10 protein-coding genes are annotated in these 13568 nt (G+C 44.8%); 6 read left to right on the plus strand and 4 right to left on the minus strand.

Going from position 1 to position 13568, the window contains the following annotated elements:
• Nucleotides 1–97: 97 nt before the first annotated feature.
• Nucleotides 98–730: a metal-dependent hydrolase gene (locus ACFVAD_RS18425; RefSeq protein WP_386643408.1), complete on the plus strand. Its 633-nt coding sequence runs from the start codon at nucleotides 98–100 to the stop codon at nucleotides 728–730.
• A 65-nt stretch (nucleotides 731–795) separates the two neighbouring features.
• On the opposite strand, the gene ACFVAD_RS18430 is transcribed toward ACFVAD_RS18425, so the two are convergent.
• Nucleotides 796–1245, minus strand: coding sequence for a hypothetical protein (locus tag ACFVAD_RS18430; RefSeq protein WP_386643411.1), 450 nt, complete (start codon nucleotides 1243–1245; stop codon nucleotides 796–798).
• Nucleotides 1246–1399: 154 nt separating this feature from the next.
• Here ACFVAD_RS18430 and ACFVAD_RS18435 point away from each other — a divergent pair, with 154 nt between their 5' ends.
• From ACFVAD_RS18435 to ACFVAD_RS18450, 4 genes are all read left to right on the plus strand, one after another.
• A complete protein-coding gene (locus tag ACFVAD_RS18435; protein ID WP_386643414.1) occupies nucleotides 1400–4528 on the plus strand; it encodes a DEAD/DEAH box helicase in 3129 nt (1042 codons plus the stop codon).
• Nucleotides 4529–4549: 21 nt separating this feature from the next.
• Nucleotides 4550–5287: a DUF2161 domain-containing phosphodiesterase gene (locus ACFVAD_RS18440; protein ID WP_386643417.1), complete on the plus strand. Its 738-nt coding sequence runs from the start codon at nucleotides 4550–4552 to the stop codon at nucleotides 5285–5287.
• 623 nt (nucleotides 5288–5910) lie between these two features.
• Nucleotides 5911–8718 carry an ATP-binding protein gene (locus ACFVAD_RS18445; RefSeq protein ID WP_386643419.1) on the plus strand — a complete coding sequence of 936 codons (2808 nt, stop codon included), beginning with the start codon at nucleotides 5911–5913 and terminating at the stop codon, nucleotides 8716–8718.
• A gap of 87 nt (nucleotides 8719–8805) precedes the next feature.
• Nucleotides 8806–9624: a CheR family methyltransferase gene (locus ACFVAD_RS18450; protein ID WP_386643422.1), complete on the plus strand. Its 819-nt coding sequence runs from the start codon at nucleotides 8806–8808 to the stop codon at nucleotides 9622–9624.
• A gap of 43 nt (nucleotides 9625–9667) precedes the next feature.
• Here the strand turns inward: ACFVAD_RS18450 and ACFVAD_RS18455 are convergent, their stop codons facing one another.
• Nucleotides 9668–10810: a SpoIIE family protein phosphatase gene (locus tag ACFVAD_RS18455; protein WP_386643425.1), complete on the minus strand. Its 1143-nt coding sequence runs from the start codon at nucleotides 10808–10810 to the stop codon at nucleotides 9668–9670.
• 248 nt (nucleotides 10811–11058) lie between these two features.
• On the opposite strand from ACFVAD_RS18455, the gene ACFVAD_RS18460 reads away from it, so the two are divergent.
• Nucleotides 11059–11802 carry a YqcI/YcgG family protein gene (locus tag ACFVAD_RS18460; RefSeq protein WP_386643428.1) on the plus strand — a complete coding sequence of 248 codons (744 nt, stop codon included), beginning with the start codon at nucleotides 11059–11061 and terminating at the stop codon, nucleotides 11800–11802.
• Nucleotides 11803–11883: 81 nt separating this feature from the next.
• Here the strand turns inward: ACFVAD_RS18460 and ACFVAD_RS18465 are convergent, their stop codons facing one another.
• A complete protein-coding gene (locus ACFVAD_RS18465) occupies nucleotides 11884–12663 on the minus strand; it encodes a TerC family protein (protein WP_386643431.1) in 780 nt (259 codons plus the stop codon).
• A gap of 21 nt (nucleotides 12664–12684) precedes the next feature.
• Nucleotides 12685–13071 carry a sporulation protein gene (locus tag ACFVAD_RS18470; RefSeq protein WP_386643434.1) on the minus strand — a complete coding sequence of 129 codons (387 nt, stop codon included), beginning with the start codon at nucleotides 13069–13071 and terminating at the stop codon, nucleotides 12685–12687.
• Nucleotides 13072–13568 lie beyond the last annotated feature (497 nt).

The raw sequence follows: 13568 nt of genomic DNA on the forward strand, positions 1-13568 counted from the left end.
AAGGACTAAAGTGCCATTTCCCCCAAAACCCATAAACAGAACAAATGTTTTGGTGTAAAATAGATAGATAACTATTCTATTAAAGGTGGACACAAACGTGAATGGTACAGCACATACAGCAATTGGAGCGGCAGCGGGGTTTGTGGTAGCCAATACCTATCAATTCGAACCGACTTCCATGGAATCACTCATATTAGTAGGACTGGGTGGAGTTGCGGGTTTGATCCCCGATCTGGATATAGACGGGACACTGCGTGGCAGAATTACGTTATCTCATAAGGTGACGAGGACAGTTGCGCAGGTAATCGGAGTGCTGATGATTTTGTATAGTCTATATGAAGGAACCTATATGGAGCGCTTGAGGGGAATCGGGATCGGTGCCTTGATGCTGATTCTCTCTTCTTTTATCAAACAGAAGCATATGCTCACCATCTCCGGAATCGGTGTGCTTATAGGAGGAGTGTCCCTGCAGGAGCTATGGATGATCCTGTTTGGGGCATATATCATCATCGCCTCCTTTGTTTCGCATCGAAGCTACACACATTCCATATTAGGGACAGTGTTCTTCGGCTTCATCGTCTTTCATTTGGAGGCCTCCCTGCAATTTGAAGGTGTCTTCTATACATGTCTGGCAGCCTATATCAGTCATCTGGTGGCTGACCTGAAAATTTTGCCGTTCAATAAACGGGGAATCAAGCTGTTTCTCCCTTTTACTTCGAAAGAATTATAGAAAAAGAGAAAGTGAGGCACGTGGCTCACTTTCTCTTTTTTAATGTGTTTATTAAAAAATCAGATTTAAAACTTCTTTCTTTTTATCACACTATTCACTATCACATATCCAAACAACACCCCGATGATGGTATCAAAGGAGGTGGATACTACATTGCCGAAATACCCTCCAAGAAGAAAAGAGGCAAATGGCAGTTTAACGCTTGGTGCCCACTCAGTGAAATATAACAGTGGAACGACCCAGGCATAGAATAAAGGTAAGCCGAATACGGTGAACTTCAGCCAATCAAAGCCCCATCTTCCGGATTTGGAGCGAGTTCTATTGAGGTGGGGGAGGGCAAGTAGCATGCCAATCGCTACAAAGAAAAAGGTGCGAAATCGATAGAATGGGAGTATATCGTAATACTCCTTTGCTTGGGAATACAAGTACGTTTGGTACCTTAAACCGACAATTAAGATTACTGCAAAGAAAACAAGAAACCCAGCATACAAAGCTAACCGCTGCCATTTATCCATCCAATTCCCCCTCGATATCTATATTTATCCATTTTAACATATTTTTCTATTTATCCGGCGGGAGAATTTTCTTGGATAACACTAATAAGAAAATTCCTCTCTATGTTACAATCGTACTAATACAATGTACGAGATGGAAGAAGGGGCAAGACGGTTGAATATTACTTTAACAAAAAAGATTATCCAGGATCGGTGCGGGACCGTCTCTTTCAAAAGGGGCGAAGCCTTTTACCGCGCAGATAAGGTTTCAATTGAATACTACAGTCCCGAACGATGTGAAGCGACTGTAAGTGGAGTGGAGGATTTCCATGTGTCAATCGAAGGCAAGTTGGACGGTGGCTTTGTAGCGACATGCAGCTGCCCGAAACTTGCTTCGGTGAAAAAGGACTGCCAGCATGTGGCGGGTGTACTGCTTGCGATTGGCGACCAGGGGAAGAATGCAACTTTTCAGAATTCGCTGACAGAAGGAGTGTTTACGCTTTTTCAGGATACCCCAAAACCGAGAAGCGGGTATCAGCGTCATTTTGAAAAAAGGGAAGTGCTGGAGGTGACGTTTGTTTGCAAGCTTGTGGAACAACGTCTCTTTGCGATGGAGCTGAAACTGGGTGGAACACCCATAGAGGACATCTGGGATTTTCTGCACAGTGTGGAAAAAGGGATTCCTTTTAAAGCAGGTAATTATGACCCGAGAAAGCATTGCTTTGATCATGAAACGGACGCTGTTTTACAATGTCTTATTCAGCTTGCAGAGGATGATAAGGGGCAGAGCGGTGACGGTCTCTCGATCACAGGTTCTGCATGGGAAAGAATGCTCCCTCACCTCCAAAAAGCTCCTAGCGTAAAGTTGGACCAGGACGGTCAAGTCTTTGACGAACTCTCTGTTTCGAACGAAGCGCTCTCTTTGCATTTTACTTTTGCAGAAAAAGACGGAGGAGGCTATCGGCTGTCTGTCACTGGTCTGAAGGCAATGGTGGTGCTGCCCGCATACGACATGATTCTTTCTCGTTATGGAAAGCTGATAAGGGTGAAGACAGATGATTGCAAGCGGCTTTTCGAGCTGAAGCAGCTGCTCGATGCATCTGGTACCAATCACATTCCGATACACGAGGATCAGCTGAAGATGTTTCTGGAAAAGGTGGTACCAGGTCTGCGTAAGCTTGGAACTGTCCAGTTTTCCGATAGCATTTTACAAAAGCTGGCCAAGACGAAGCTTGTGGCCAAACTATATTTGGATCGTGTGAAAAACCGCCTGCTCGCAGGACTGGAATTTCATTATGACAACATCATCGTCAATCCTTTGGAAACCCGTGACCCGATTGGTGCCGCTAAAATAGTGCGCGATAAGGAGAAAGAGGAACGTATTCTCCAATTCTTCGAGGACGGTGAATTTGCAAAGACCGAGGAAGGCTTCTTCTTGCATAATGAAGAGCTTGAATATGAATTCCTCTATCATGAACTGCCGAAAGTTCAAAAGCTGGTGCAGATCTATGCGACAACGGCTGTCCGAAACCGGATTGCCCGTGAGCCTGCAAGACCCAAGATCCGGGTGCGTGTCAAAAAGGAGCGGACGAACTGGCTGGAATTCAAGTTTGATATAGACGGCATCCCGCAGTCGCAGATCAAGGAACTGCTTTACGCCATTGAAGAGAAGCGAAAGTATTACCGGATGAAAAACGGTTCCCTCATGTCACTTGAAACGAGGGAAATAGAGGAGATCCAGCGCTTTCTACAGGCTGTCCCCATTCAGGAGGAGGACCTGGAAAGCGGCTTGAATGTTCCGGTTATCCAAGGCTTGAAGCTGCTTGAAACTGTTGATGACCAGAGTATCTTTAAAGCGGAATCATCCTTTCGTCAGTTCCTGGAGGAGATCCGTAACCCTGGCAGCATGGATTTTGAGGTGCCACCGCAGCTTGAATCCATTTTACGGGACTATCAGGTACAAGGCTACAAATGGCTGAAAACATTGGCGCACTATGGTTTTGGCGGTATTCTTGCAGATGACATGGGGCTTGGGAAGACAGTGCAGAGCATCACATTCATCCAATCGGAGCTCGGGAGTATCCGAAACAGTAAGCGTCCCGTACTTATTGTTTGCCCGTCCTCGCTGACGTACAACTGGCTCGCCGAGCTGATGAAATTCGCTCCGGAAATCAGAGCAATTGTCATCGACGGCGTGAAAAAAGAACGAGATGAGCTCCTGAAAAAGGTGGAGGAAATGGATGTCGTCATCATTTCCTATCCGTTGCTAAGAAGAGATGCGAAGTGGTTTGAAAACATGAGCTTCCATACGATATTTTTTGATGAGGCGCAGGCATTCAAGAATCCTGTCACCCAGACGGCGCGTGCTGTGAAAAGGCTGCAGGCAGATCATCGTTTTGCATTGACAGGGACTCCAGTGGAAAACTCCATCGATGAACTATGGTCGATCTTTCATGTGGTTTTTCCGGAGCTATTCATGGGACTGCGTGATTACAGCAATCTAACGCGGAAACAGATTGCCAGACGCATTCGTCCGTTTTTGCTGCGAAGGCTGAAAGAGGACGTGCTGGCTGAACTTCCGGAAAAACTGGAGAGCATCGAATCCGTAGAGCTTCTTCCGGAACAAAAGAAGCTGTACGCTGCCTACTTGGCCAAGCTTCGCGAAGATACGCTGAAGCATTTGAATAAGGACACACTCCGGAAGAATAAGATACGGATTCTGGCAGGCTTGACCCGCTTAAGACAGATTTGCTGCCACCCGGGTCTGTTTGTGGACGGCTATAGTGGCGGATCGGCAAAGTTTGATATGCTCTTGCGGATCATTGAGGAATCCAAGCTTTCCGGCAGAAGGGTACTGATCTTTTCTCAGTTCACGAAAATGCTGGAGCTGATCGGCAGGGAACTGGCCTATCAAGGAGTTCCGTATTTTTACCTCGATGGGCAGACACCATCGGAGGAACGGGTGGAAAACTGCCAGCGGTTCAACCAGGGAGAACGCGATTATTTTCTTATCTCCTTGAAAGCGGGAGGGACAGGACTCAATCTGACAGGTGCTGACACCGTCATCCTTTATGACCTATGGTGGAACCCTGCTGTTGAAGAGCAGGCTGCAGACCGGGCACACCGCATCGGCCAGACCAATGTAGTCCAGGTCATCAAGCTTGTTTCCCACGGCACGATCGAAGAAAAAATAAATGAGTTGCAAGACAAAAAGAGACATCTTGTGGAAGAAATCATCGACCCCGGGGAGAAGGTGTCCTCGACTTTGACAGAAGAGGACATCCGAGAAATTCTAAAGATATAAAAGGTTGGCAGGTGTTTAGAAATGGCAGAAAAGAAAAAAATCTACGAAGCAGACCTATACAAACCGATCCAGAAGCTTTTTGTCAAAGAAGGCTATCAGGTGTACGGGGAAGTGAACGACTGCGATATCGCCATGGTAAAAGGGGATGAGGTCGTCGTGGTGGAGCTGAAGCTCACACTGAATGTGAACCTGCTCATCCAGGCGACCAAACGGCAAAAGCTGACAGACCTTGTCTATATCGCCATCCCAAAGCCCAATATCAACCGAAGGACGAAACGTTGGACGGATTTATGCCACCTTATCCGCCGGCTGGAGCTTGGTTTGATCATCGTCTCCTTCTCCGGGAACCGCAAGACAACCGAGATTGTTTTCCATCCCACTCCTTTTGATCGCGGCAAAAGTATGCGCCAAAACAAAAAGAAAAGGGAAGCGCTCCTGAAGGAAATGGATGGTCGCAGCTCGGATTCGAATATCGGCGGCAGCAACAAAACGAAGATAATGACCGCTTACAAGGAAAGCTGCATCAGGATCGCCTGCTACCTTGAACAATATGGCCCCTTGTCACCGAAGGCGCTTAAGGAAATGGGCACAGGGGACAAAACCTCTTCGATTCTCACTAAAAACTACTACCGCTGGTTTGAGAGAGTGAAGAGAGGGACTTATAAGATAAGCGAAAAAGGGAAGCAGGAACTCGAAGGGAATAGAGAGCTCGCGGAGTTTTATCTGAAGAAGGTGGAAGTGGAGGGACGAGTGGAATAGCGTCGATGAAGCGTGTTTCTCCTCCGGAAATCTATGGAAAAGCTCATCATGGCATCGATGATGAGCTTTTTGTAACTCGAAAACAATGAAAAAGCTCGTCATGGCCTCGATGAAGGGCTTTTTACAACTCGAAATCTATGAAAAGGCTCATCATGGCCTCGATGAAGGGCTTTTTGCAACTCGAAATCTATGGAAAAGCTCGTCATGGCCTCGATGAAGGGCTTTTTGTACCTCGAAATCTATGGAAAAGCTCGTCATGGCCTCGATGAAGGGCTTTTTGCAACTCGAAATCTATGAAAAGGCTCATCATGGCCTCGATGAAGGGCTTTTTGCAACTCGAAATCTATGAAAAAGCTCATCATGGCCTCGATGAAGGGCTTTTTGCAACTCGAAATCTATGGAAAAGCTCGTCATGGCCTCGTTGAAGGGCTTTTTGCAACCCGAAATCTATGAAAAAGCTCGTCATAGCGGTATTTGCCCTTGAAATATTACGCTAACGAGAAAATACAAAATAAACATTTCAAATGTGCCAATTTAAATTAGCACCATTTACCAACACCTGTTATATTAGGAACATGGAGACATATGTACATGACTTGAAATAAATGATGAGAGAAGGCGTTATGGTGAGCTTTAGGAAAAAGCAATTTGTTGGATTAGGGATTACGGTCTTTTTTCTTGTATTTTTATTATCTGTAATTATCATTATGGCCAATTCCATGAAAACGAATATGCTGGAGATAGTGGAGGACCGCTATTATAAAGTAAGTAAAGCAATGGAAATAAGACAGCTATTCTATCAGACGGATAGACAGCTATTGTATGTAATAAATAGAGATGAAAATGAAGACATTGCGGAGAATCTTTCCTCCCTGCAAATCAATCGTGAGGAAGTGAGGCGCGAAATAACAGAGCTTGGTGCCACTTTGGATAGAAACGACACAAAGGTGCTTCTAGCAGAGATCCAAGAAAACTATGATACTTATTGGGAAATGGAACGAAACATTGTTGCCCAAATTAATGCAGGTGCACAAAATAGCGAAGTTCAAGCTATTTATAGCGGTCAACTGGAAAACAGACAAATTCTATTGGAGAATATCTCTGAATTCAAAGAGCTGCAGGAAGGCATTATGGAAGACAATCTGGAAGAAGCGAATACAACCTATGAAATGCTCATTGGCTCACTACTACTAACGGTACTAGTTTCCTTGATTGTGATAGTTGGTACGACACTTTGGGTCATTCGCAGTACAAACAAACGCCTGGATGAAGTGAAATCCGGGATTACAAACATAGACTATGACAATCTTTCCTCCCTGCCACGATTGGATACCACAATCAAGGATGAAATAGGGGAAATCTCGAATGCATTCAACACGATGGCATCCTCCATTGAGGACTATCATGTAAAAGAAAAGAAATACACCGAGGAGATCAGCAGACAGAACTGGGTGCAGACGAATTCGGGTGACATCATTAATCTATATCACCGAAATGTATCTATCGACTCGCTCGCTGAGAAGTTCATCAGTACATTGACTCCGTTAATGGATGCAAGGCTTGGCGCTTTCTATCTGTCGGATGGAGAAGGTAAGCATTCGACCTTTAACAAAGTGGCGACCTATGCAGATGGTGCAGGGAACGTTGGTGGAGATTCGTTCAAGCTGCGTGAAGGACTGGTAGGTCAATGCGCTTGGGATAAAAAGACCATCCTGCTTGAGGACGTTCCGGAAGGCTATTCATTAATTACGACCGGCCTTGGCAATACAAAACCAAAAAGCATCATCATCGCTCCGGTCATCATAAAGGATGAAGTCATTGCCGTGATAGAGATGGCGAGCTTGACGGAGTTCAGCGACACACACAAGAATCTGTTAAAGAAAGTGCTGGAAACACTGGGCATCGCTATTACCAACATATTAGGAAGAATGGAAGTTGAGCGACTTCTTCTTGAATCACAGGCCCAAACAGAAGAGCTGCAATCCCAGTCCGAGGAGCTTCAGGCACAATCCGAGGAGCTTCAGACGCAGGCGGAGGAACTGCGCATGATCAATGAGCAATTGGAAGAGCGCTCACGTGATGCTGAACAAAAATCAACCGACCTGCAGAAGGCGAAAACGGAGCTTGAGGAAAAAGCGAAGCAGCTGCAACTCAGCTCTAAATATAAATCTGAGTTCCTGGCAAATATGTCCCATGAGCTGCGAACACCATTGAACAGTATTCTGCTTTTATCAGAGATGCTGGCTGAAGACATCGATGAGAATCTGACAGAAGAACAAAAAGAGTTCTCGAGAGTCATCAATTCCTCCGGTCAGGATCTGTTGAACCTGATCAATGACATATTGGATCTTTCCAAAGTGGAAGTGAAGAAGCTTGAGGTCATGTTTGGCGAGGTAAATGTGATGGAGTTTGTGAACCGTTTGGAGCTTCAGTTCACGCATATCGCCAAGCATAAGAAATTGGACTACAAAATAATCCAAGGGGACAACCTGCCGGAAGTTTTCTATACGGATGAGCAGCGCCTTCAGCAGATTGTGAAGAATCTGTTATCAAATGCCTTCAAGTTCACCGAAAAAGGGAAAGTGACAGTGGAGATTGAAAAGGCGAACAGAAGGGACCTGCTCCGTGCAAAAGTTCCGGTCGAAGCCGAGACATGGTTGAAAATCTCTGTAACTGATACCGGCATTGGAATATCCGAGGATAAGCTTGGATTGATCTTTGAAGCGTTCCATCAAGGGGATGGAGCTACTATGAGAAAATACGGCGGAACTGGACTGGGATTATCCATTTCCAAGGAATTCTCCACGCTTCTTGGTGGAGTGGTGCAAGTGGAGAGTGAAGAGGACAAAGGAAGTACCTTCACGCTTATTATTCCGAGCCTTCCAAACGGGATGCCTCAGATGAAGGAAGTGGAGGCAGCTTGGCAGGAAGTGGCCTCAGGTACGGACACAGAACTTTTAGAGGAAGAAAACAGGCTCTTGAATATGGCTGCTGGAGCGGAGGAAGTCAAAGCTCAAAGCTATGTGCCGGCAGAGGAGGACCTGTCTAATATTCTGAAAGGAAAGACAGTTATTGTGGTGGACGATGACCATCGAAATGTCTATGCACTTAACAATGCATTGAATAAAGAGGATATGAACATCCTGACAGCTGAAAACGGCTTGCAGTGTTTGGATATCCTGCATGAAACAGAGCATGTGGACATCATCCTGATGGATATCATGATGCCGGTGATGGACGGATACAAAGCGATCAAGACCATCCGCAACCTGGAAAAACATAAAGACGTTCCAATAATTGCCCTTACTGCGAAAGCGATGAAAGGTGATCGAGAGAAGTGCTTGGAAGTAGGCGCTTCCGATTATATCAGCAAACCGTTGAAATTAGATCAGCTACTTTCTGCGATGCGCGTTTGGGTTGCAAAAAATTAAGGTATAAATACGAGGGAACGGTTACAAATCTTTGGATGAGGTAGCCGTTTCCTTTTTGCAAGAATTGAGCTTTTTGGAGGAAAAAACGTGAACAAAGAGGATTTAGAACTTGAATTGTTTCTGCAGGCCGTCTACAAGTTATCAGGCTTCGATTTTAGAAAATATATGCTCTCATCCATTACAAGAAGAGTCGAGAACCGTCTGCGTCTTGAAGGATTGGACAATATCAGCCAACTAACGGAAAAAGTCATCCATCATGAAACCTATTTGAACAAAGTGCTGGATGACTTCTCCATCAATGTGACTGAAATGTTCCGCGATCCCTCATTCTTTTTGGCATTCAGGGAAAGAGTGATTCCGAGACTAAGAGAGCTGACGGAAATCCGGGTTTGGCACGCAGGCTGTTCCTCAGGGGAAGAAGCCTATTCCATGGCCATACTCCTGCAAGAAGAAGGGCTGGGTCATAAAACAAAAATCTATGCGACCGATATGAACGAGAAAATATTGGATAAGGCAAAAAAAGGCGTCATCCCACTCTCCAAAATGCAGGCCTACACGAAAAACTATATACAGGCAGGGGGGAAGAATTCCTTCTCCGAGTATTATCATACTGATCATCAATTTGCCTATTTCCATCCGGAACTGTTAAGTAAAATTGTCTTTGCCCAGCACAACCTGGTCACAGATCGATCCTTCAACGAGTTTCATATCATAGTCTGCCGCAACGTCCTGATCTACTTCAACCTGGACTTGCAGTTTAACGTCATCGAGCTTTTCCGGGACAGTCTGAGTTCGGACGGTTTCCTTGGCCTTGGAAGCAAGGAAGTCCTCAGGACCGATGTTCATCCGAGCTTTGAGGAGTTTGATACCATGGATAAAATCTATCGAAAAAAAGCTGAGAACTAAGGGTTTGTTCCCTTAACTCTCAGCTTTTTTGGTTATGTAATATTCATTTCGCCTGTATAAACACAACACACATGTCATCTGCCGCTTCTGCCTGCAGCTCCTCTGAAAGAATTAGATTGATGGGTTCTTGTATATTTGGAAGGTCCCAAAGCTTCGATGCAGATTTCAGGAACTGCGGATATTGGTTAATTCCCACTTTTTCCATTGTCTCCACCACACCATCTGTATAAAGAAGGACCTGAACGGAATCCTGGTAGGAAATAGTCGTCTTGGTGATATCCACCTTTTCGAAAAAGCCGACAGCACATGTCCGATTTGATAGCTCAACCACTTCATCCTCATCCACCAGAGCGAATCCGGCGGGATGTCCGGCATTCACATATTCCATCGTTTTCTCTTTTGTATCAATCACGAGATAAATGGCAGTAAAATAGTAAGGGATTTGCTGGTTTCGAGTATTCAATGCGTACATCCAACGATTCAGCTCACTCATCACATATTCGGGGTCTGCACAATTCCGGATGGAGTCGCGGAGAACAGAAGAGATGAACATACAGACAAGGGATGCGGATATACCATGTCCCATCATATCCAATATTATCACGGCATATTTGGAATCATCAATTTTATACCAGTAATACATATCTCCGGCCAGCTTATAGGCTGGTATATAGGAGGCTCTCACGGTCAGGTGATCCTCGAAGATAGGCTCGCTCAGGAGGCTGTTTTGAACCTGCATGGAGAGGTCCAATTGGTTCCTGATTTTCTCCGCCTGCTTCTTGTTTTTGTCCTTTTCATGCTTAAGCCTGAGCACCACACGCATACGTGCAAGCAGCTCGGTCTTGTTGATGGGCTTCATGACATAGTCCAGCCCGCCGGCATCCAACGCCTCCGCCACTTTATTTGAGTCCTCCAATGCGGTGACAAAAACAACCGGAATATCTTTTAGATGGGGTATTTGCTGGAGTCTGCGACATGCTTCGATTCCATCGATCTCAGGCATCATAATATCCATTAAAATGATATCGACCGGCTTCTCCAATGGTCCCGAACTATCAATTTTCAAATAATCGAACATCTCTTTGGCAGAGGTGAAAGATTGATAGTCTTTATAGCCGGCTCTTTTTAATATATTTTCTATGACAAACAGATTCACCTGATTGTCATCCACAATTAAAATGCCCATGAATGGTTTCTCCTCTACTGTATATCTATGTATTCTATTATTTGTAATGGAATAGCCCTCACTATTAATACCCTGTCTGAGACTCAGATAAACCATTTTCATTCTATATGATTAGTAAAACTTTCCTCCGTTTCATTGTACCTTAAGTTACTAGCTTTATCTAATTTGGAACCCTTATGGATGTTTAGCATATATTCCTTCAGGGTATCTTCGTATGTATCAATAAACTTAAATCCTGAGGTGATGAAATGGAAGCGGCAGTTCAAGGGACGAAAGGTAAACTATTAACAAAAGAAAATATGACAGATCCGAGTCTTGTACCGGAGTGGGTCATTCGTGAATACAGGAATTTCCATGAGGTTGTAACTGACAAAACCTTTCCATGCTATTTCGGGATGGCTGGAGAGAAGAAGGGGGAGTTGCGTTATTCGTATATTACACACCACGATTGGAAGCATCTCCCTGAAACGCTGAAGGATTTTAATGCCTTATTTGACCCGGATAAACCGCTCATCAGGCATGGTCTATTTTTATTTGTGGAGCCGGAAAATGAAGAAAAATCCATTCCACATTATCGCCAATATTTCTGGGATATTCTGCAATATCTGCATCAACAGGATGACATGCCATGGCCAAAGGATTATCCGACTGACCCTGATCATCATCTGTGGGCCTTTTCGTTCGCTGGTGAGCCATACTTTGTGTTCGGAAACGCTCCGGCATACAAGCAGCGTAAAACAAGGGATCTTGGCAACAGCCTGGTTCTCGGTTTTCAACCCAGACGTATTTTTGAAGGCTTGGAAGGTACTTCCCAAGGAGGTGCCATGTCCCGTGAAAAAGTGAGGGAGCGCGTGGAAAAATGGGATCAGCTGCCCAAGCATCCGAACATCAGTCACTACGGCGACCCGGAGCATAGGGAGTGGAAGATGTACTTCATCGGGGATGATTCAGAGCCGATCGAGGGGAAATGTCCATTCCATCATGGTAAGTAATAGATTGAGAGGGCCAAACCCCAACCGATTTAAACTGGTTGGGGTCTGGCCCTCTTTTTAAAGTTGCCATGCGATAAACGATCAGACCACCTTTTTGACTTCACCAGATTCCTTCGGCTTTTCTTTCGACAGGAACCATCCGGTGACACCGATGAGAAGAAGGACTGACCAGAAGGTGATTTTCCAAGGAGCCCCTTTGGAGAATCCTTCTGACAGGATGGCAAGCTCGGGATGGGACAAGGCATAGATTCCAAGCTTCACACCTACCCACCCTACGATGAAGAAGGCTGCCGTTTCGAGGCCGGGCCTCTTATCAAGCAATTCTACAAAAAAGCCTGCGGCAAATCTCATAATGACAAGTCCGATGATTCCTCCGGCAAGGATGACCGCAAAGTGGCCGCCGTCCAATCCACCGATTGTAGGAAGACCGGTTTCAGGCAGCATAACCGCAAGGGCAACTGCTGCCAGTATGGAGTCAATGGCAAACGCGATGTCCGCAAGCTCGACTTTTACAACCGTCATCCAGAAACCTGATCCTTTACTCTCACCAGCCGCTTTCATAAGCTTCGGCTGAAGTACATGCTTTTTCAAAATATGGTAAATGGCAATTCCCAACAGGTATAGTGCTCCAACCGCCTGCACCTGCCAAATGTGCACCAGGTACGAAATAATGAAGAGAGATCCGAAGCGGAACAGGAAAGCTCCTGCCAAGCCATAGAACAAAGCTTTCTTCCGTTGTTTCTCCGGCAGATGCTTTACCATCGTTGCGATGACTAGTGCATTATCTGCAGCAAGAATTCCTTCCAACCCGATCAGGATGAGCAGCACCCATCCATATTCCAATAATAATCCGATGTCCATCTATCTTCCTCCTAATTGTTTTTAGCCAAGTACGACAATTTCATCATGGTCGTTTCTCTTAATATCATCTTCTAACACAAGTCTAGTATTTAAGCGATAGGTGAGCCCTTCTGATGTAGGAAGGAGGTCTTCAGGAAGCTGATAGCTAAAAGGATATTTTGTCTTCTCCTTTGCTTCCATTATCTCAGACATCAGGATGGTCGTGACAGAATCTACGGTTACCACCTTGTTTCCTTGCAATTCCTTCACTAGGTCACATTCCAATCTTTTTATTTCCTGCCTGGTCCATCCGTTTTCCACGTGGAAGGCGCCGGTGACAGTTTCACCAGGCTTCATTTCACTTTTTTTCAAGATCAGGTCCACGTTCGGGGAACCGCCTTTTATATAGCTCATCATTTTTTTTATCATGTAAAAAGTACCTCCGTTAAAAGTGGTTTATTTTTTCATATCATGTAAAACAAGGTTCATTTAACTAGAAGGATTCTGTAATGACAGGTTTCTTGGTGGGTTATGTGCCTCCAACGTCATCATCGAAACAAGGAATAATTTTAATGTGACAATAAAAGTCAACCAAACTAGTAATCTTTTTTGCAAATCGATGTCCAATTAATTCATTTTCTCCTTTAAAGTAAATGTAGATAGAATAATAGTTAGATACCCGGTTTGAATGGATTCTAGATCTTTTTTCTCCTCCTTATAGACGACAAAAAACCTTTACCAAAATGCTGGTAAAGGTTTGAAAAATTCAGTATTATCCCTTTACCGTTATGGCAAAGGTCTCGCAAACAACGTTTAGGTTGCCAGTTAAGCCGGTGATTGTTAATCACGTATTGTCGACATAACTGTAAGCTACTCCCCTTTGGAGTATTCTAGTTAGCGCAGCGTAAATTCTTCTGCTATGAATA

This window comes from Sutcliffiella sp. NPDC057660, assembly GCF_042800035.1.
Lineage (GTDB): Bacteria > Bacillota > Bacilli > Bacillales > Bacillaceae_I > Sutcliffiella_A.